Origin of the sequence: Salipaludibacillus sp. CUR1 (assembly GCF_021028955.1) — a bacterium.
Taxonomy (GTDB): Bacteria; Bacillota; Bacilli; order Bacillales; family Salisediminibacteriaceae; genus Salipaludibacillus.
Map to the genome: position 1 here is coordinate 1 of NZ_JAIWPE010000046.1, position 21,487 is coordinate 21,487.

General features: G+C 45.7%; 15 protein-coding genes. 7 read left to right on the forward strand and 8 right to left on the reverse strand.

Translation table 11 applies throughout. The features are described 5' to 3' along the window. Positions 1 to 322 precede the first annotated feature (322 nt). The 4 genes from dcd (at position 323) to K8O68_RS09675 (ending at position 9,583) form a co-directional block, all read left to right on the forward strand. Positions 323 to 877, forward strand: coding sequence for a dCTP deaminase (dcd, locus tag K8O68_RS09660; RefSeq protein ID WP_230896688.1), 555 nt, complete (start codon positions 323 to 325; stop codon positions 875 to 877). Positions 878 to 2,055: 1,178 nt separating this feature from the next. Continuing rightward, positions 2,056 to 6,471, forward strand: coding sequence for a S8 family serine peptidase (locus K8O68_RS09665; RefSeq protein ID WP_370640514.1), 4,416 nt, complete (start codon positions 2,056 to 2,058; stop codon positions 6,469 to 6,471). Positions 6,472 to 6,810: 339 nt separating this feature from the next. Beyond that, positions 6,811 to 7,713 (forward strand): ROK family protein, encoded by a 903-nt coding sequence (locus K8O68_RS09670; protein ID WP_230896690.1) that lies wholly within the window; start codon positions 6,811 to 6,813, stop codon positions 7,711 to 7,713. Between the two features lie 175 nt (positions 7,714 to 7,888). Further along, positions 7,889 to 9,583 (forward strand): methyl-accepting chemotaxis protein, encoded by a 1,695-nt coding sequence (locus K8O68_RS09675; protein ID WP_230896691.1) that lies wholly within the window; start codon positions 7,889 to 7,891, stop codon positions 9,581 to 9,583. A 90-nt stretch (positions 9,584 to 9,673) separates the two neighbouring features. On the opposite strand, the gene K8O68_RS09680 is transcribed toward K8O68_RS09675, so the two are convergent. The 6 genes from K8O68_RS09680 to K8O68_RS09705 all read right to left on the reverse strand — a co-directional run bounded on the left by K8O68_RS09680 (position 9,674) and on the right by K8O68_RS09705 (position 14,741). Further along, positions 9,674 to 10,006 (reverse strand): metal-sulfur cluster assembly factor, encoded by a 333-nt coding sequence (locus K8O68_RS09680; protein WP_093054420.1) that lies wholly within the window; start codon positions 10,004 to 10,006, stop codon positions 9,674 to 9,676. 92 nt (positions 10,007 to 10,098) lie between these two features. Beyond that, positions 10,099 to 10,905 (reverse strand): HAD family hydrolase, encoded by an 807-nt coding sequence (locus tag K8O68_RS09685; protein ID WP_230896692.1) that lies wholly within the window; start codon positions 10,903 to 10,905, stop codon positions 10,099 to 10,101. A gap of 283 nt (positions 10,906 to 11,188) precedes the next feature. Further along, on the reverse strand, positions 11,189 to 11,992 hold the full coding sequence (gene phnE, locus K8O68_RS09690; RefSeq protein WP_230896693.1) for a phosphonate ABC transporter, permease protein PhnE: 804 nt from the start codon (positions 11,990 to 11,992) through the stop codon (positions 11,189 to 11,191). Then, positions 11,992 to 12,810, reverse strand: coding sequence for a phosphonate ABC transporter, permease protein PhnE (gene phnE / locus K8O68_RS09695; RefSeq protein ID WP_230896694.1), 819 nt, complete (start codon positions 12,808 to 12,810; stop codon positions 11,992 to 11,994). The genes phnE (K8O68_RS09690) and phnE (K8O68_RS09695) overlap by 1 nt, the downstream gene beginning before the upstream one ends. Then, entirely contained in the window at positions 12,810 to 13,583 is a 774-nt protein-coding gene (gene phnC, locus K8O68_RS09700; RefSeq protein WP_093054412.1) for a phosphonate ABC transporter ATP-binding protein, read from the reverse strand. Before phnC ends, phnE (K8O68_RS09695) begins: the two co-directional genes overlap by 1 nt. Before the next feature lie 126 nt (positions 13,584 to 13,709). Further along, positions 13,710 to 14,741, reverse strand: coding sequence for a phosphate/phosphite/phosphonate ABC transporter substrate-binding protein (locus K8O68_RS09705; RefSeq protein WP_230896695.1), 1,032 nt, complete (start codon positions 14,739 to 14,741; stop codon positions 13,710 to 13,712). A 323-nt stretch (positions 14,742 to 15,064) separates the two neighbouring features. On the opposite strand from K8O68_RS09705, the gene K8O68_RS09710 reads away from it, so the two are divergent. Genes K8O68_RS09710 through K8O68_RS09720 form a run of 3 tightly spaced genes read left to right on the forward strand, consistent with a single transcriptional unit; the run spans position 15,065 to position 18,725 of the window. Continuing rightward, a complete protein-coding gene (locus K8O68_RS09710; protein WP_093054410.1) occupies positions 15,065 to 15,448 on the forward strand; it encodes a MerR family transcriptional regulator in 384 nt (127 codons plus the stop codon). 39 nt (positions 15,449 to 15,487) lie between these two features. Continuing rightward, positions 15,488 to 17,017: a class I adenylate-forming enzyme family protein gene (locus K8O68_RS09715; RefSeq protein WP_255717127.1), complete on the forward strand. Its 1,530-nt coding sequence runs from the start codon at positions 15,488 to 15,490 to the stop codon at positions 17,015 to 17,017. Between the two features lie 13 nt (positions 17,018 to 17,030). Further along, a complete protein-coding gene (locus tag K8O68_RS09720; RefSeq protein WP_230896697.1) occupies positions 17,031 to 18,725 on the forward strand; it encodes an acyl-CoA dehydrogenase family protein in 1,695 nt (564 codons plus the stop codon). A 65-nt stretch (positions 18,726 to 18,790) separates the two neighbouring features. Here the strand turns inward: K8O68_RS09720 and melA are convergent, their stop codons facing one another. Together melA and K8O68_RS09730 are read right to left on the reverse strand one after the other, a co-directional pair. Next, a complete protein-coding gene (melA, locus tag K8O68_RS09725; RefSeq protein WP_230896698.1) occupies positions 18,791 to 20,092 on the reverse strand; it encodes an alpha-glucosidase/alpha-galactosidase in 1,302 nt (433 codons plus the stop codon). A gap of 73 nt (positions 20,093 to 20,165) precedes the next feature. Beyond that, on the reverse strand, positions 20,166 to 21,233 hold the full coding sequence (locus tag K8O68_RS09730) for a LacI family DNA-binding transcriptional regulator (RefSeq protein ID WP_230896699.1): 1,068 nt from the start codon (positions 21,231 to 21,233) through the stop codon (positions 20,166 to 20,168). Positions 21,234 to 21,487 lie beyond the last annotated feature (254 nt).

Consider the following 21,487-nt stretch of genomic DNA (forward strand, 5'->3'; position numbering starts at 1 on the left):
AGTTCGCCAGGCGGGCGCTTGCCCAGGGGCTTGTCCTCAGCTAAATTCAACTCAGCCTGGAGCTTCGTTGAATTGGATCTTCAGCCTTAACCCCTCGGGCGTCGCCGCCTTATGTCCTTCAATAAGAAAGCTGGGGATTTTAATATGTGGTAAAACTAAAAGTGACCCACGTTTCAAAATGTCTGGTAAAATTATTGTTCGTCTTTGACAAACTTGTTTTTAGTTTTGTCACGGCCTCTTTTAATTACCGTAAAGATAGAGTTGAAATAAAAGGCATGATAAAATAAGATTAATAAAAAGGTGTACAAGGAGGCTATGGACGATGATTTTAAGCGGCAAAACAATTTCAGAAAAACTCTCCAATGAAGAAATGGTCATCAAACCAATGACCTCTGAACAAATCCAGCCAGCCTCAGTCGATTTGCGGCTCGGACATCATTTTCTCGTGATTGACGATCATTTAAGCACTAAACTGTCTTTAACTGCTGAAGCGGCCTACCGCGAAATTGATGTGGGCGACCGGGGATCCATTGTTATTCCTCCGCAGTCATTTCTGCTGGCCACAACGAAAGAGTACATAGAAATCCCTTCATCTTTAACAGCGTTTGTCGAAGGGAGAAGCTCAATTGGCCGGCTCGGGTTGTTTATCCAGAATGCAGGCTGGGTTGATCCGGGTTTTCGCGGCCATATTACACTGGAACTGTTTAATGCGAACCGCCTGCCGATTGAACTGGATGTTAACCGGCGTATCTGCCAGCTCGTTCTGGCTGAAGTGGATCAGGAAGCGAAACCGTATGAAGGTAAATACCTTGACCAGAAACACGCTACTGCGAGCCGGGTTCAGCTCGACTATGAAAACAGAAACAGGCTGGATTAGAAAAAAGCTGTGAGACGACGGTCGTCTCGCAGCTTTTTTTGTTGGACCTGAAAGTGAGAAAGCCTTACCTCCACTCTCAAACTGTATTCTGCCAGGAAGTTAAAAGTCCCGGATTTGTCCCCCTTTTAGATGACCCTTCCTGTTTTTTTCGTGTCTCCTGTTTTTCCTGTCATTATAGGGTTCCATCATTTAATCTCGAAAATTTAAGAGGTGAAAAAGCCTTATTTTGTGCCGGCAGGTCCCACAACGTTATATCAAATTATCGTCCGTTCTTTGTACCCGCTTTTTCGACAGGCTCAATAGTTTTTAATGACCTTTTAGACTGCTTATCTTTTTAGTACCTATATACACTTAATTAAAATCTGGAGAGGAAGGTATTATGGATTAGGTCTTTACTCCTTCAAGCAAGTAAGAAAAAGTTAGTTGATTCGTCAATTATTTTAACGTGATATGCTAAATATTTTAATAATTAGTCTAATGGTATTATCGTAAATTTTTTATAGAAAATATTTCCAAACTAAAAGACTATAGTTTTGTTTTTTCAGAAAACTTAAGTCTTATTTCTTATTAAAAGTAGTGATTTTATGTCAATTGAACTATACACTTTTCATTAGCAGCAAGACTTCACTCAATAGAACAAATATTGAAGAAAGGAGGGCAGTAAAAATAGTCAGGAGGCTGCTTCCGATCCAAGAGAAAGCCTCACTCTGAAACCAGTGATCCTGCAACACGATTGGGAAGCTGACCCAAAGGCTCAGCAGCTTTCCGCCCCCTCAAACATAATTAGATGTTTTTAACTTCCTTCACCTCAAGAATTCTACTTAAAAGCGCAGTGACTTACCTTAAATTCTTCACCTGCACCCCAGATTTACTTCTCTCTGAATAAAAAACAACAGAATTTTATAAAGCTTCTATAACTTTTTCAGGTGCCGTACGGCCGGGAAGCAGCTGGAATTCCTAATTATTCAGCCGCGTCCAAACGATTTTAAGCAGGGGCAATAAAAGTGCCAAGGCTGCTGTGTTTACGTGGCATTTTTACCCTGGATAATTACAAGGTTTATAGTGCGGTGAGACCCTGGCGGGATGCTGCAAGGTCAGGTGGATGAATGGACTGCTGAAATCTTCACCCTTATTTTTAAACAAAAAAAGGAGTGGTTAGTTTGCCGGAAAAGCGAAAAATGCGCAAATGGATTGTGTGGCTGATGGTGATTGCGCTGATGGTGCCGTTGTTGCTGCCTTACCCTGCTGGTGCCCAGTCTTCCTCTGCTTCGACGTCCTATTTGAAGGACACGGAAAAGGATGCAGCTGTGGATGTAAGCGGGCGGTTAATGAAAGAGTTTGAGGAAGATGAGTATGTGACGTTTCTTATAAAAATGAAGGATCAGGTAGATACAGAGCAAGTGGCGGAGGATGTGGCGGCTAATAAAATTCAGGTCAATCATACTTCTGATTTAACGCTTGCTAAGCGGACTGCGATCGTTTCTGAATTGCGTTCAACTGCGATGGCTTCGCAAGTTGAGCTGAAAGAGTTTCTGTCCAGAGAGAAGGAAGCAGGAAATGTAAAGGAAGTTAAACCTTTTTACATTGTAAATGCTCTGGCGGTCACTGCTAAAAAAGAGACGGTAGAGTCTTTAAAGAAGTTTACTGAGATTGATAAAATTCTGCCGAATGAGACGAGGCAGCTGCATGAAACAAGCCGGACAAATGTAGAAGATGAAAACGCACCGGCGGATTTGCCTGAGACGGCGGATTCTGAAGTTGAGTGGAATATTGAAAGGGTTCAGGCCCCTCAGGTATGGGATTTGGGAATTGATGGATCAGGAATCGTAGTCGCATCCATTGATACCGGGGTAGAATGGGATCATCCGGCTTTAAAGCATCAGTATCGGGGCTACCATTCTGATACCGGTGAAGTCACCCATGAATTTAACTGGTTTGATGCGACTTCAGATGCGGACACACCTTACGATGATCTTGATCACGGAACCCACGTGACGGGGACGATGGTTGGTGTGGAGCAAGACGGCTCAAATAAAATCGGTGTCGCACCGGGAGCCCAGTGGATTGGAGTCAAGGCGTTTACGGCAGCTGGCGGGACAGATGTCGATCTTCTTGCTGCAGGTGAATGGATTATTGCTCCAACAGATGACGAGGGAAACCCTCATCCTGAGAAGGCCCCTGATGTGGTGAACAACTCATGGGGCGGCGGACCAGGAATGGATGAGTGGTACCGTCCAATGGTTCAAAACTGGCGGGCTGCCGGGATTTTCCCTGAGTTTTCTGCCGGTAATACGACGATGGCCAATCCGGGCGGGCCGGGGTCAGTAGCCACTCCGGCAAACTATCCTGAATCGTTTGCTACTGGTGCTACAAATGCAAATGATGAGCTTGCGAGCTTTTCATTGCAAGGACCTTCTCCATATGATGAAATTAAGCCGGAAGTGAGCGCACCGGGTGTTAATATCCGTTCTGCAGTTTCTGGCGGCGAATATGAAGGCGGATGGAACGGAACGTCTATGGCTGGTCCCCATGCATCTGCTCTTGCTGCTTTACTTCTTCAAGCGGATTCCTCACTGTCTGTAGACATGCTTGAAGAAATTATTATGAATACAGCAGAACCGCAGACAGACAGCCAGTTCTCTGAGTCGCCTAACAATGGATACGGGCACGGGATTATTAATGCCTATGATGCGGTCATGAGTGTGATGGATGGCATTGGCTCGATTTCAGGAAGTGTGCTTCAGGAAGGCGAGGACGATGAACCGCCAACTTATGAACATACGGCGCCTGATGAAACATATGAAGGTCTTAACCTTCCGCTGGAAGTTTACGCTTCAGACAATGTGAGTGTGACATCTGTGGAACTTTCCTACGAGCTTGATGGGGAGTGGGTAAAAGTTGACGGAGAGCGCAGCAGCGGAAATTACAGGGAGGGTACTTATACAGCATCCATTCCTGGAAATAACATCGATGCTCCGGCTGTCCGGTATTTCTGGACGATCGATGATTTTGGCGGTAACACGGTGGAGACAGAGGTGTATGAAGTGGCGGTAAAAGAAGCTGTTTCTTCTGGTTATCATGAGGATTTTGAAAATTACCCAGTCGGCTGGATGAGCTTCGGTGACGAAGACAGCTGGGAGTGGGGTGAACCAACTTCAGGGCCTGGATCAGCCTATGCAGGAGACAATGTGTACGCTACAAACCTTGCAGGTGATTATCCGAATAATATGAATGCGACGCTTGTTATGCCTCCGGTCCAAGTGCCGGATGACGGGGATTTCTACCTTGAGTATAAAGAATGGTTTAATTTCGAACAGAATTACGATTATGGTTATCTAGTTGTCTCGACAGATGGTATGGATTCCTGGGAAACCCTTCACACGGTCAATGGGCTGTCTGAGGAGTGGGTTGAAACGCAAGTTGATTTAAGCGAATATGCAGGCGAACGGATCGTAGTCGGTTTCAATGCGTATTCTGATTTTATTATTTCCCGCACTGGCTGGTATATTGACGATGTATCTTTAACTGATGAGGGAGCGGATACTGAAGGAACGAATATGCAGCTGGGAGTCATTGGCACTGGTACAAGTGCTGATGCGGAAGAAACCTCTCGCCCAGGCAGATCGGGAGCTGCAGCACAGAATAGGGGAAGGACAGATCCGGAAGAACATTCTTCGCCAAGCGGTAAAGGGGCATCATTTATGCCGCCTGGACATGGAGGAGATAACCCTGGTAAAGGCCGTGGCAGAGACCGTGGCGGCCAGGAAAAAGAGCCTGAAACTGACGGCGGTGGAGGACTTCCTCTATCAGCAACTGTATCTGTACTTGAATCTGAGCGGTCTGTGCAGACTAATCCGGCAGATGGAAGCTTCAGCATGATGCATCCTGCTGGTGATTTTACAGTTCGTGCCGAATCTTACGGTTTCCATGCTGCTGAAGAGACAGTCTCTCTTGGTGCTGATGAGGCGGCAGAAGTTCACTTTATACTGGAAGAACTTGATTCCGGAACCGTTAGCGGTACCGTTTGGAATGAAGCGACAGAAGAGCCGATTGAAGGTGCTGCATTACTGTTAAAAGAGGATCCGCGTGTAGCTCCGGTTTACACAGACGAGGATGGAACATTTACCCTTGAAGCTTATGAAGGCACTTATACGCTTCAAGCTTTCGCTCCTTCTTTTTACAGCAGTGAAACAGAAGTGACGATTACTGGAGACGAAGTGACGTCTGCAGACTTTACGTTAACTCCGTTCATCGGCTTCCCGGGTGAAATCGCCTATGATGACGGCACAGCTGAAAACGCGCGGGCGTTCTTCGATGCCGGAAATGGCTGGGCTGTAAGAATGTCACTTGAAGAAGGTCAGGAACGGGCCCTCGTTACCGGCGGTTTATTCCGCTTCTGGGATACAGAGTGGCCAGACCCGGGTGGAACTGACTTCCAGGTAGCCGTATATGACGCGTCTGGTTCGGACGGAGCCCCTGGAAATATGATTGCCGGCCCGTTTGACGGGGAAGCCATGCGTGACGGTTCGTGGACCCATGTAGATTTAGAAGCAGAGGGGATTATTGTAGAAGGAGACTTCTATTTAATGTATATCCAGACAGAGCCAAACCCTTATGCGCCGGGTCTGGGAACAGACGAAGACGGTCCATATTCCGGACGTAACTGGCAGTATGTTGGAGGGGCGTTCTCCAAAACCCCTGAAGATGAAGGGAACTACATGATCAGGGCCTTAGTCAATTATGAAGTGTCAGTCCCTGTGATTACTTCTCCTGAAGAGAATGAGTATACAAACGAAGAGGTTATTTTGGTTGAAGGCAAGGCTTCTCCGGAAGTCAACGTGCACCTTTCCAATAACGGGGAGGAAAGAGCTGAGACCACTGCGGACGAGAACGGCCAGTTTGCAGTTGAATTGCCGCTCGAAGAAGGCGAAAATGTATTGACAGCTTCCGCCAGTACTGACGCTGGCCGGACAGGCGAATCTGAGCCTGTGACAGTGATCCTGGACCAGGATGCTCCAGAGCTGGTCATTACAAGCCCTGCGGACGGTGATCAAATTAACCGTGAAGCTATACGTGTAGAAGGCACGGCAACTGACGAAAGTCTCCGCCGGGTAAACGTAAACGGTGAGCGTGCAGACCTGGATGAAGATGGAAACTTCTCACACCGTATTCTTCTTGATGAAGGAGAAAATACGATCCGCGTCGCTGCAGTAGACCGGGCAGGCAACCGCACAGTAGAGAGGCTGACTGTGTACGCCAATTTCGGAGACTACGAGCTTACAAATGTGACGCCTGAAGAAGACACTGAGCTTACAGCAGGCGAAACCGTTCTCGTAAGCTTCCATGCAGAAGAAGGACTGGATGCTTCATTTGTTATCAGAATGCCTCTTACGAACCTGCCTTCCGGAGGGCGTCAGCAAAACGTTAATGAACTTCCGATGCAGGAACAGGAGCCAGGCTACTATGTCGGCTATTACACAGCCACCTCAAATGTAGTCGCACCGGGAGCTGAAGTGGAAGTCATCGCACGCGACAGCTTCGGGAATGAATCAAGAGCTCTTGCGGAAGGAAAGTTATTTATTAATGCAGATTAAAACGTGAGATCTTAAAAAGTAAGTTAAAAGAGCAGGGGCTGTCTCAAAAGTGAATCTTTTGAGTGCGGCCCCTTCTTTGTCTGGAAAGCTGGTCTGTCGGAAAATTGTGAGCGGCAGGAGCATTCGGGGGGAGAGAGGGTAAGCGGGGTGACTCTTTTTTTTGATGAAAGTTAGTTAGTCAGGATGGATGGGAACAAGGTAAAATTATAGAATTAAAAGTAAGGTTTAATTTGAAGGGCTGGCCGGCAAATAAGGTTACTGCGGGAACGGCTATAATGGTCCTTGGCGCCGAACCTTTGAAATCGGCTTTCTGGTACAGAAAAAGAAGGAGGGGCTCATGTGAAAGATGAGATAAAACGGATAGGGATAGATATTGGCGGCACGTCGATTAAAGCGGGGCTGATTAATGACCGTGGGGACGTGGTTGACCACCGGGAAATAGAGACGCCAAACACGCCGGAAGAAGGCATTAATACAATCAGTGAAATGACAGCTGATTGGCAAGAGGAGGCTGAAGAAGCAGTCGGAGTAGCGGCTCCGGGACCGATGGATTTAGCCCGCGGGCTGTTTTTGGATCCGCCTAACTTGCCGGGCTGGCACGACTTTCCGTTTGTGGATGCTTTCGAAAAAAAGACAGAGATGAAATGCCTTTTTGAAAATGACGCCAATGCTGCAGCAGTCGGGGAGTATATTGCAGGAGCAGGCCGTGATGCCAAAAGTCTTGTCTACATAACGATCAGTACAGGAATCGGAGCTGGTATTGTGCTAAACGGACAGCTCCTTTCAGGTGCCCAGTTCAGTGCGGGTGAGGTGGGCAACATGATTATTTCCGAGGAAGGAGCCGCCCAGGCAGGACTGAATCAGGGAGCCTGGGAGTCGCTTGCTTCCGGTACGGCGGTGAAGAAAAAAGTGAAAGAAGTGTTTGGACTGGAGGAAGGCGCAAAAGATCTGTTACAGCTCGTTGAAAAGAAAGATGCCGAGGCTCTAAGGATTTTTGACAGGTGGATCGGGCATTTAGCTTCGGGGATCGCAAATATTGTCCATGTTATCAATCCTGAAATGATCGTACTGGGCGGAGGTGTCATGCAAGGAAAAGAAATTATCCTGCCGCACCTGAAGCCGGCGGTAAAAAGAAAAGTGTACGCCAGTTTAGAAAACTCCGTCATGATTGAGCCTGCCCGCTTAGGGACGAAAACAGGCGTCATCGGCGCCTCATTCCTCCCGCTCATCCAGCGATTGTAAATAAATGGGGGTCTGACCCCAAATGTGTGTGCCTGTAAAATACTGGGGGGTCTGACCCCGAATGTTAAAAAGTCCTATGAAATTTTGCATGATTTATGGATGTTTACTGGCTTTTTCCTGTCTAAAATAATACTTTGGATGTATTATTTTGGAATTAAAAGGCGGGGTGGAATGATTGTTTAGGAACATGAAAATACTTACAAAGTTTCAATTGCTTATGTTTGGAACAGTTATAGGGTTGTCGGCCATATTGATTGCGGTGACCTTTTCTGAAGTAAGGAGCGGAATAGAAAGTTTTGCTGCTGAAAAAGCGGGGTCTGATCTGAATCTTGCGTATCATTATTTAGATGAAAGGTTTGACGGCCAATGGCAGATTCAAAATGGCGAGCTGTATAAAGGGGACCACAGGATTAACGAAGATTACGAACTGGCTGATGAAATAGCTGATATGACAGGCGGCCTGGTGACCATTTTTCAAGGCCGGCAGCCGGTCACAACAAATTTAATTATTAATGACGAACGGGCGGTGACGGTTGAAGCAGAAGGGGAAGTGACAGAGCTCGTTCTTGGTGAAGGGGAAATGTATTACGGTGACGCAGATATTCTCGGCACCGAGCTTCAAACTGCCTACCGGCCGGTTTTTTCGGCCGACGGGGAGATCGTCGGGATGCTCTTCACAGCCGCTTCCCAGGAAGTCATTAATTCGATCATGTCTGAAATTATTACTATGATTACTATTATCCTTGCGGTCATACTTGGATTGATTGCTGTTCTGCTGATCTTTTTCACTAGAAAAATCAAGTCGCGGATTCAGATGCTTCAGGACAGCCTCCACCGTGCAGGTCAGGGAGATTTCCGTGCTGACAGCCGTGAGGAAACCCGAAATGACGAAATAGGGCAGATCTCAGCCAGTTTTTCAAAGATGAAAGATAATTTAAGCGGGCTGCTGCAAAATGTCACCTCTGCTTCTGAACAGTTAGCATCTTCTTCAGAGGAACTGACCGCGACGAGCGACCAGTCTGCGAAAGCTGCCGAGGAAGTAGCGCAAACAATTGAAGATATTTCTAAAGGCGCTTCTGACCAGGCGGCTGATACGGAAAAAGGGGCTGAGGAAGTGAATGATCTCGGCGCCATTATCGAACAGGATCAGGCGTATGTTGAAAGTTTAAACGGCATTGCTGCTGAGATGGCGGCGTTAAAAGATAAAGGGATGGCTCTGGCTGCGGAGCTGGTGGAAAAAACAACAGCCAATAACAACGTGACAGAAGATGTACATCGCATCATTTCCGAAACAAACGAAAATACAGAGAAAATCGACAGCGCAAGTGGCATGATCAAGAGCATTTCTGAACAGACTAACCTGCTCGCACTGAATGCGTCTATTGAAGCCGCAAGAGCGGGCGAAGCTGGAAAGGGTTTCTCTGTAGTGGCTGAAGAAATCAGGAAGCTGGCGGAGCAGTCAAATAAATTTTCCGAAGAGATTTCCGGGATCATTCATACACTCGGGGAAAAAACAGATAAAGCCGCGGATAAAATGGAAGAGTCGAAAGAAATGGCACGCATCCAGTCAGAAAGTGTGAGTCACACAACGAGCACTTTTGAAGGCGTCGCGGAAGCGATCGAGCGGATGAGAGCCACTTTAAAGCAACTAAGCGATTCGGGAGTTCATTTAAATGGTAAAAAAGAAGAGATCATCCGTGTCATGGAAAATCTCTCTGCCATATCAGAAGAAAACGCCGCAAGTACACAAGAAATCTCTGCGGCAGTCGAAGAGCAGACAGCCTCAATGGAAGAAATCGCAAGTTCAAGCGAAACCCTGGCTAAGCTCGCAGAAGACCTCCAGGAAAACGCCGGCAAATTTCAGTATTAAAAAAGGAAATAAATGGGGGGGCTGACCCCTTTGTGAAATTAAAACCGCAGTCCCTGTCGTCACAGGGGCTGCGGTTTTGCATTTTCAAATTTAGTTGTCGGCGACTCCTAAAGCGATTTTCGCATAACGTGACATCATTTTTTTGTCCCAAGGCGGGCTCCATACAATTTCAACGTCCACTTCGCCAATTTCGCCAATTTCCTGAAGTTCTTTTAACGCGTTTTTAATTTCACTTACAATCGTTCCGGCAAGCGGGCATCCCATTGACGTCAAGGTCATTTCGATAAAAACGTTTTGGTCGTCGTCCAAATCGACTTTATACACGAGTCCCAGGTTAACAATGTCCACTCCAAGTTCCGGGTCAATCACCTTTTCCAGTTCTGCATAGACGCGATCGACCATTTCCTGTTTCTCATCGGACATGTTTATCGCCTCCTTTACCCTTAGTGTACCCATAGCCCCAATAAAATGAAAATAAACTGCATACTGGGAATAGCTGGGGGGTCTGTCCCCCCTTATTTTTCCATCCACTCGGTTAGTGTGCTGACTTGATGGAAGTTATCATGGGACATCGAAAGGGGATGCTCGGAAATGTAGACTGCTTTCATACCGAGCAGCAGCGCTGGAGCAATTTCATTTAAAAAATTGTCGCCTACGGAAACTATGCGGTGAAGAGGTATATTGTACATTTTATGCAATTCCATAAAGATATCTTTCGTGAAAGATGGTTTTTGTGCCGAGGAAATGATATGGCTGAACACCCCTGCTAAATCCAGTTCCTTTAAAAGGCGCTGGACATCTTCTTTGTCACTGTTAGTCATAAGGACGATTTGGTTTTCTTTTTTCAATTGCAATAAAAATTCGCGCAGATGAGGGATCTTTTCTAATGTGAATGCTTCACTGACCATATACTCTTTCGTTTGCAAGTACCTGGGGTAGCAGTCTTTCACTCCATAATGTTTTGCACAGGCAAACGGGAGCCACCACCCGTCCCCTATCGCAACCAGGTTCTCGAAATCAAATTCGACTGGCTCATTGCCGTAAATGGATTCAAGGTTTTCCACCAGCGTGCCGTCCCACCTGTGTGCTTCTGCAGCTTTAAGGGTCATCGGGTCCACAGTCACGGCAAGATCGTGACGGACATCGTAAGCTTTTCCAATTTTCACTGGATGCTCGCCGTTTTTCATTTTCTCATAGTCTTTCTGAAACTGAGCCCGCATCGAATCATCGACATCCTTCATAAGGAGCGATGCATAGTAATCAAAATGATCTGTCCCCTCATACAACGTCCCGTCTAAATCAAATATGTATAACTGGTCCATGTGATCCTCCTTTCCTTTAAACCGTCTTTTAAAAAATCAACCCTGGCCGAAGCAGGTTTAATTATACTTTTTAGTATGAGTAAAATTTTACGGTCTCATTAATGAAAAGGGCAATTTAAGAAATATAGGGTTACTTTAAAAACGCCAATCTTACCATTCCATCATTTTAAAGGAGTCCTCTGTTCAGCCTCTCCATCAGCCTCAGCATCTTATTTTCCGCAGCTTAAGCAATATCCATTAATGACCGGCTCCCAAACCATATTTTTTCATATAAGCAGCCTCATTACACTAATTTCTTTCTAATTTTTCCGCTGAAAAGGTCGATAATGCTTACAAATACTACGACAACAATTAAAATCATCCCGACGTCTTCCCAGGCACGCTGGTATGTTGCTAAGATGAGCGGTGCGCCGATACCGCCGGCGCCAACAATTCCTAACACTGTGGAGGCCCGGACGTCAATTTCAAATCTGTAAATAGAGTAGGAGGAAAACTCAGGCAAAACCTGCGGCAGTACGCCATACCACATGGCCTGAATACGGTTGCCTCCGCTTGCTTTAATCGCGTCAACGTTACTTGAATCAATCGACTCAATGACTTCAGCATAGAGTTTTCCAAGCATGCCTATTGAATTGATGCTGATGGCTAACACGCCGGCATATGGACCGATACCTACAGCTGCAACAAAGATGATAGCAAAAATTAATTCAGGGATCGCTCTGATCGCGTTAAGAATAGATTTGCCAACGTAGGAAAAACGTTTTGCTGTATTACGGGCCGCCAGAAAAGCTACGGGAACGGCAAGAATAGTAGCTACCGCCACGCCCGCATAAGCTATGGCAATGGTCTCCAGCATGTAGCCGATATATTCAGGGAACTGAACGATGTAGTCCATATTTGTTATTGGAACGATAAAAATTCGCCTCAAGGTGTCAAGCGGAGAGGCAGCTGAACCGGAAACTGAGAAAGGTGTCGTAGCGAATGCTGTCATATACAGGATACTCAGGATCAGCAGAACCACATAAAACGTATATTTACCCTTTTTGGTCATCCCTTTCCTCAGGGATATTTTTTCATTACTGTTCATTATTCTAATCGCTCCCTTACGCGATTACTGACTAAATCGATGATTGTAATCGTTAAGAATGTCATAAAAATAATTGTGGCCACGTTATCATAGTTAAACATGTTTAACTGCTGGCGGAGTATAATCCCGATTCCGCCTGCGCCTACGAACCCAAGCACGACCGAAGCTTTTACATTAATCTCCAGCACATACAGGGTATAAGAGGCAAACTGCGGCAGGATTTGCGGCATCACTCCATAAGTAATTACCTGAAACACGTTTCCTCCGGAAGCCCTCACTGCTTCCAGGGGCCCGGGATCAATTGCCTCGATTGTCTCGCTGATAAGCTTGGCTAAAATCCCGAGTGAAAACACCGTTAAGGCAAGAATTCCGGAGACGGCGCCAATACCGACTAACGCGACAAATACTACGGCCAGAATAATTTCAGGAATAGTCCTGAGCAGGTTGAAAGCATTTCGGACTGCCTGGTAAAAAAGCGGATTTTTATTAATATTACTTGCAGCGAGGAAGCTTAAAGGCAATGCGGCGACAGCAGCCAGCGTGGTGCTGAATAACGCCATATTCCACGTTTCCAGAAGGCTCATAGCAACGCGGGGAAGATACCCCCAGTTTGGCGGCCATAAATCTTCGACGACGAAGTAAAACATAATGGGCAACCCTTCAATTACACGGTCAGGAAACGCTTGAGTCTGGTAGGCTGACAACACATACAACCCTAAAACCGCCAGTAAAACTGAACCTATGTACCACTTAAACCCTTTTGGAGTGAGCGGGTAGCGTGTTGGGGCGGAATCATGATTTTTCTCCAAATTCGGCATCAGCTCTCATCTCCTCCAAGAAGATCGTCTTCCTTAATAGGACGTCCGTAAATTTCCTCGAATGTCTTCTCAGACACCTGGTCGATCGGTCCGTCAAATACCACTTCACCGTCACGCAAGCCGATAATCCGGTCGGCGTATTCCTGTGCCATATCAATAAAGTGCAAATTAACAAGAGTCGTTAAATTATCTTCTTTACTTACTCGCCTTAAGTCTTTCATAACTTTATGGGAAGTAGGGGGATCAAGGCTGGCCACCGGTTCATCGGCTAAAATGACTTTAGGCTGCTGTGTTAAAACCCGGGCAATGCTCACACGCTGCTGCTGTCCACCGCTTAACTGGTCGGCACGCACATAGGCTTTTTCCTGGATTCCCACACGATTAAGGTTGCCCATAGCCATCTGCAAGTCTTCCTGAGGAAATAAGCCGAGCATGCTTCTAAGAGTGCCGGTATGCCCAAGACGCCCTGCCATCACATTCCGGAGCACTGACATGCGTTTTACGAGATTATAATTCTGAAAAATCATTCCTACTTCTGTCCGCAGTTTTCTAAGGTGTTTTTCCTTATAGGAAAGAATATTCTCATTATCTATCAGCAGTTCACCTTCAGTCGGAGTGACCATCCGGTTAATGCTTCGAATTAATGTCGATTTGCCTGCTCCCGACATTCCGACTACCACCACAAATTCCCCATCATTAATCTTAAGGTTGATATTTTTTAACCCCTGGTGGCCGTTAGGGTAAACTAACGACACATTTTTAAACTCTATCACTCTAGTCACCATCCCAATCCATCACTTTTACTATTAAACAGAAAAAAAGAAGGGGACTGCCGGCAGCTGTGAAAAGCACTCCCAGTGACGACAGACACCTTCTCCATAAACCGTTAAAGGCTTAAACTAGTTTGCTAGATCGTCTTCGAACTCTGCAAATACATCACGGACAATGTCATAATCTGAAGACTCGGCGATTGCTACACCGTCCCAAGTATAGATTTCATGCATCACTTCAAGCATTTCCTCGTTGTCATTTAAGCTCATGAAAGCGTCTTGAATCTGTTCTTTAAGGTTATCTGACAGTTCACTTCTCACAGAGATAGTGTCATTAGGAATTTCATCTGTGTAACCGATCACGCGGAGGTCCTCATGGATGTCAGGGAACTCATCAGCCAGTGTATCCCTTGCGTCATCGAAAGTAGTTGCAAAGTCAGCCTGCTCGTCAATTAACTGCATAATCGCATTATCATGTCCGCCAACGCTTAAACGCTGGAATTGGTTATCGAGGTTTTCAACACCCATATCCATCAGCTGTTTGGCAGGGAATAAAAACCCGGATGTTGACAAGTCATCTGGATAAGCCCATACAAGCCCTTCTTCTTCAAGCAAGTCATCAAGGTCCTCAATATGGGAATCAGCCGGCACTGTGTATTGTGCTACGTAGGAATCGCTGCCGTGACGAATGGATTTCAGAATCACTTCAACACCTGCACGGTCTTCAGCTTGTACAAAACCGAATGGGTTCAGGAAGCCGATATCAACTTGCTGGGTTCTCATCGCTTCAATAAGGCCGCTGTAATCGACCATTACTTCCGCCCGAACGTCGATGCCAAGCTCTTCTGATAAAAATTCTTCTAATGGCTCAGCAGTCGTGGCGATTTCAGCAGCATCCTGGGAAGGAATAAAGCCCATCACGAGTTCGTCTACGTCTTCTTCAACTGCCTCGTTCGAATTGTTATCTGTATTGCTATTATTATTGTTTTCGTTGTTTGCATTATTTTCATTGTTTGAATTGTTATTTTCCTCCACATTATTATCAGCGCCATTATTAGTATTTCCGTTGTTGTCCATACTCGCCTCGTTATTCTCACCACAGCCTGCTAATACTGTCATGACCCCGCCTAATGCTAAAACGTACCCTAATCGTTTAATCACTCGTAAACCCTCCACTTTGATATGTATTTTTTGTTAGGCCTGTTTTTATTTAACTTCGGCCTCACAAGGCAAATTATTGTCTAACTGAAATAGCAAGTCAACGAGATTTACCAAAACTTTACACCATATTTACAAGACTATTATCCTGATTAATAATATTCATAAAATTTTAACCTGGGAATAAATGGGGGGTCTGACCCCTATGTGTGGAAATAACTGGGGGGTCAGACCCCATAAGGAGACGTCTTGACATTTACGTTAACGTCAATGGTAAATTGGTAGAGTGAGAATTTTCCAAAAATTAAAAAGGGCAGGGACTTAGGATGAGTATGACAATCAGGGAAGTGGCTCAGAAATTTGAAGTGAGCCCGCGGACCCTCCGCTATTACGAGGAGATCGGTATACTGTCTCCGGAGCGGACGGACAACCTTCAACGGCATTACTATAAGAAAGATATCGCAAGGCTCCGGTTAATCTTACGGGGGAAGAAGTTCGGTTTCACACTTGATGAAATTAAAGAAATGGTGACGCTCTTTGACAGCGACAGAACGGGCGAGAAGCAGCTCGAACGGACGATTGCTTACGGCGAAGCTAAAATTAAGGAGGTTGATGACCAGATTGATGAACTGAAAGCGCTGAAAGCCGATATGGAAATGTTCAAGTCACTGTTTGAAGATGAACTGAAGAAAATCAGGCATAGCAGGTGACTCTTAAAGGGGCGCCTCTAACCGCAAACAAAAATGATAATGAGGAGGGGTTTTATGAATCTATCAGAACTTCTAGCCAGAAATGGACGCAAATACTCAGGGAAAACAGCCGTTCAGGAAAAGAATAAAGACATGTCATACGGCGAGCTCGACCGGCAGGTGACGAAGTTTGCGAATGCGCTAACAAGCCTGGGGGTGTCTCAAGGTGACAAAGTCATGCTCTTTATGCCGAATACCTCTTCTTTTCTAATTACTTATTTTGCAACTCTGAGGCTTGGCGGGATCATTGTCCCTGTAAGCGCAAGGTTAACGGGGGAAGAATTGGCCTATATGCTCAGGCACAGCGAGGCTAAAGTGATGGTCATCGACCATATGCTTTACAACTCCTGCGCTTCACTGCCGGTCAAGTTTGAAAATGTGGTATTCGTCAAAACAGGTGAAAAAGTGGAAGGGTGGGGTTCATTTGAATCACTTCTTAATGAAGGCGGTAACACGCCGATCGAATGCGGGACAAAAGAAGATGATCTTGCGACAATGCTTTATACGTCAGGAACGACAGGTAAGCCAAAAGGGGTTCTTTTTTCAAACAGAAACATTCTGAGTGTGGCAGCGATGATGGCTGTTGAAATGGAAATGAAGCCGGAGAGCAAAATGCTTCATATAATGCCGCTCAGCCATTCAGCGCCGTTACATTTATTTTTGGCAGCCGGGACATACGTCGGCGCCACGCATTGCCTGTCGCCAACATTTACACCGGAACTGCTGCTCGAGTCTGTAGAAAAGTGGCGGACAACCCACTTTTTTGGTGCGCCTGTTGCCTACCTTCTTTCAGCGAAAGACCCGTCTATAAACGAGAGGGATCTTTCATCCATGACCCACTGGGTGTATGGCGGAGCACCTTTAGGAAAAAAAGAAGTGACCTTCATGCAGCAAGCCTTTAAATCAGACCGTTTTTATTGTGTTTACGGACTTACCGAAGCGGGTCCAAACGGCACGCTGCTCCTGCCTGAGGAACATGAGGAGAAAGCCGGCAGCATCGGCAGGCGGGCTGCCCTGAATGCTGAAATAAAACTCGTGAACGAACAGGGAGAGGAAGTAAATACGGGTGAACCGGGAGAAATTGTTCTCCGCGGTGAAGGTAATATGGTGAGGTATGATAAAGAGCCTGAAAAAACAGCTGAAACTCTAAAAGATGGCTGGCTCTTTACCGGAGATATGGCTAAAAGAGACGAGGACGGTTATTACTGGGTCATTGACCGTAAGAAAGACATGATCATTTCAGGCGGGGTCAATATTTTTCCAAAAGAAATTGAAGAAGTGTTAAGCACCCATCCGGCTGTGGCTGAATGTGCTGTAATCGGTGCCCCACACGAGGACTGGGGAGAAACAGTTACGGCTTATATTGCTGTAAAAGACGGAGAGTCTGCCGATGAAAGTGAGTGGAAATCATTCCTGCAGGAAAAAGTGGCCGACTATAAAATCCCTAAACACTTTCATGTGATTGACCAGCTGCCGCGGAACCCGACTGGAAAAATATTAAAACACCATTTAAGAAAAAATCATTTATAAGAGGTGACGGAAAATGAATTTTTACACAAATGATTCATTGCTTAAAGAGATCTTAAAAGAAAAGCTGGACGATGAATTTTTCCACTGGGCAGAAAGGCAACTGGAGCGGTTCGGGCACCGCTGCGCCACTGAGATTGATGAGCGGGCGAGACATACAGACAGAGAAGGGCAGCCGCAGCTGATTAAATACGATAAATACGGGAAGGACCAGTCAAAAGTATGGGTGAATGAAGGGTACCGGCAAACCGTTGAAGAAACGTACGGTGAAGGAATAGTCGCCCATGTCCACCGGGAAATACCGGCTCTGAACAGAAAAGGCAATTATTTGTACTCGTTCGCGCAAGGCTACCTTTTGTCCCAGTCAGAGCCAGGCTTTTACTGCCCGGTCACGTTAACGATGGCTACAGCTTATTTGCTTGACCGTTACGGCGATGACGAATTGAAACAGAGGTTTTTGCCGCATGTGCTGTCCACCGGTGAGACGGAATTATACGAAGGAGCCACGTTTCTCACTGAGCGCCAGGGAGGATCAGACGTAGGCGCCAACGAGACGGAAGCTCTGTATGTGAACGAAGACGGGGGCGGGCACTACAGGCTTTACGGCGAAAAATATTTTGCCAGTAATGCGGGGATGTGCGGGGTGGCGATGGTGCTAGCCCGAATTGCGGATGCCCAGGAAGGAACGAAGGGGCTGTCCCTGTTTCTGGTGCCGTGGCGCACGGAAAACGGAGAACTGAACAGACTTTCCATCAGACGTTTAAAAGACAAGTTAGGGGTAAAAGCAGTCCCGTCCGGTGAAGTGGAATTTGATGGAGCGAAAGCGTACCTCGTCGGGGACCCGGCAAGAGGCTTTTACTATATGATGGAGGCGCTCAACTTATCGCGAATCTGCAATGCCGTGGCATCGGTGGGGATTATGAGGAGAGCCTATACAGAGGCGAAGACGTACGCGGAAGAGCGCTCTGCGTTTGGCCGGGCGTTAACCGATTACCCGATGGTCCAGGATTCGCTTGTGAGGCTCAAAGTAAAGCTCGATGCGGAACTGATCACAACGTTTGAACTCATCGGCTCTTATGACCAGTGGTACAACGGTAATTCCACACCTGAAAAGGATGGGCTTCTGCGTCTGTTGATCGCCCTTATAAAAGCTGAAACGGCAGACCAGGCCATTCATTTTTCCCATGAAACGATTGAAATGTTAGGCGGGAACGGGTATATTGAGGATTTTGTGACGCCAAGGCTGCTGCGTGATGCTCAGGTTCTGACCGTCTGGGAAGGTACCCGTAATATACTCGGGCTTGAAGTCCTCCGTCTCATGGATAAATTTCAAGTCCACACGGTTTTTACTGCCTATCTGAAAGAACAGACGGCAGATCTGGTCAAACTGGAAAATGAGACTGCTGTGAAGGACGTGAAAGACGCAATCAGCTCCCTTGAAGAGGAGATGGCGGAGCTTGCAGGGCTGGATGCTATGGAAAAAACACGGTATATCAAACCTCTGTCGAAAAAAATGGTAACTGTGCTTGAGTCAGTCATGCTTCTAAAGAGGGCATCAGCTAAGCCGGAAGACGATACAGCTTTATTAACGGCACACGTGTACGTGCAAGATCAGCTGCTCCCGTTATTTAATAAAAAAAGCAGCGGCTGGACGCAGGAAGAAGGAAAACAAGTTCTGACCGGCACCAGCATGGAAGTCAGTAAAAGGTAAAAACTGGGGGATCTGTCCCCCCAGTTTTTGTTATTTCACAAAGGGGTCAGACCCCCCAGTTTTTGTCATTTATATTCAGGAAGCCAGCTGCCGTGAGCCTCAATTAAGTCATCGCATAAGGCAATGATGTGATCCATGGACAGTTCTGCACTTGTATGCGGGTCCAGGAGTGCAGCCTGGTAGATGTGTTCTTTTTTCTTCGTAATAGCAGCTTCCACAGTTAACAGCTGGGTATTGATATTCGTTCGGTTTAGAGCAGCCAGCTGTTCCGGCAAGTGGCCAATTCGGCAAGGGAGAATTCCATTTCTGTCAACTACACAAGGAACCTCCACCACGGCTTTTTCAGGCAGGTTGGAAATAAGTCCGCCCGTATTTAAAACATTTCCTCCAAATTTAAACGGCACATTCGTTTCCATTGCTTCGATAATTCGTGATCCGTACTCGTTTGAGCGCTCATGAGAGAGCTTGCTGTTGCCTACTATTTCTTCTCTCATTTCCTCCCACTCATTAATCTGGTTTACACAGCGACGCGGGTATTCATCAAGTGGAATATTAAACCGTTCAATCAGCTCAGGGTATTGGTTCTTTATAAAATAAGGATGGTACTCAGCATTATGTTCTGATGACTCAGTAATGTAATAGCCGAATTTGTCCATCAGTTCAAACCGGACCATGTCATCGTGCTTTTCGGCCTGCTTCTCCCTGGCGCGCTTTTTAATCTCAGGGTATAAGTCTTTTCCGTCTCTTTTAATCTCCAGCAGCCAGGCCATATGGTTAATTCCTGCAATCCGCTCTTCGACACCCTCATGTTCCATCCCCAGGGCTTCAAACAATTCTTTCGTACATACTTGAACACTGTGGCAAAGGCCTATTGTTTTAACATTTGTATAATGAAGCATCGCTCCAGTCAAAGCCGCCATTGGATTCGTGTAATTTAACAGCCAGGCGTCCGGGCAGACATCTTCTATATCCCGCGCAATGTCAAGCATGACAGGAATCGTGCGTAAAGAACGGAACAGGCCGCCGATCCCGATCGTATCTCCAATCGTTTGCCTTAACCCGTGCTTTTTCGGAATCTCAAAATCAATCACTGTGGAAGGTTCATATCCCCCAACTTGAATCGCATTGATGACATACTTTGCACCTGTTAACGCCTCTTTCCTGTCGAGATAAGAAACGATCTTAATCGTTTGGTTATATCTTTCCGAAAGATTTTTCAGCATTTGTTCTGATTCTTTTAAACGTTTTTCGTCGATATCATACAAGGCAAATTCGAACTCGTTCAGTGCGGGGACAAACATGCAGTCTCCGAGAATATTTTTTGCAAAAATAGTGCTTCCTGCTCCGATAAAAGTTATTTTTGACATATACTTTTTCCTCCTCTTTATTTTATGGCTGAGTCCACTTGTTTAAGTGTAAACTGGCTTTTACAGGTGTAACTCAGACAGACATAGGATCACTTGGAGATTTAACACTTGTACATGATTCCCGTATTTGGATATGGCAAGGGTGGATCACTTTTGCAGGAACCTGTCTTCCTTCAAATCTCTCTATTAAAAGTTTAACCGCCGTTTTTCCCATTTCTTCAGCATACACTTTAGCGGTAGTAAGCGGTGGATTCATGTATTTAGCAATTTCGATATCATTAAAACTCACTATGGATAAATCTTCTGGAACCCTTAGCCCTGCTTCGTGCAGTGCGCGGATTGCCCCTATGGCAAGAGGATCACTGGCAATCATAAAGGCAGACGGGAGAGTCTTTTTTTCAATAGCTTGTTTCATTATGTTATAGCCTGCTTCGGTTGACCATTCACCGAGGTATATATGATCTTCATTAAAGCTGCCATGCCTGTTTATAAAATTTTTATAAGGAAGGAATCTTAATTTTTCTATATTATCGATTTCCTGTAAATCCGGGTCGGCTGAAGGCGTATGGATAATTTCGTGCCCTCCTATATATCCGATCTGCTTATGGCCGTGTGAGAATAAGTGTTCCATTAACTGATTAGTAGCCTTAAAGAAATTAGAAGTCACACTATCAAATTTTTCAGTTTCAGGAGATTCATCTATAAAAATTACCCGGTCGTTTTTTGCATAAAGCTCACTGACTAAATCCGGGGAGATGTTACCTACTACGAATAATCCGTCAAAGCTGTTTAAATTTGCATTTTCTATTAAATCTTCACCTTGGCGGACGATTGCTGAGATGGTCATATTGAATTGATTGCAGGCCGTCTCGATCCCTCGGCGAATACTCATAAAATACTCGTCTTCATATTCCTGGTCCTTCGAACAGAACATAATCAGCCCCAGCTCTTGTTTTGGCTGCCCGGGGTTATTTTTCTTACGTTTCTTTGCAGCCGGCAAGTAATTTAACTTTTTAGCTGCCTGGATCACTCTCTCTTTTGTAGACGTAGCGGCGGATAAGGTAAGATCATTATTCAAAACCCTTGAAGCTGTAGCGATTGAAACTTCAGCCTCCCGTGCAACATCTTTAAGACTGGCCATGACGCACCTTCTTTCTTTAACTAAAATTTTACTTAAAATAAACTTACCATAACTTTAACAGGCCTTCAATGTAGATTAGTGATAAAAATACAAATGCTGGTATTTTAAAGGGTGGTAGAGCTTAAGGGTCAAGTAAACCGACTAAAAAAAGATTATGGAAAGTTTTAAAAAATCATTGAAAGCGATTACTTATCATGTTATATTTTCAGTAACAAAGTTAAAATTTTAGTAAAAAGAGAAGGCGGTGTTTACCG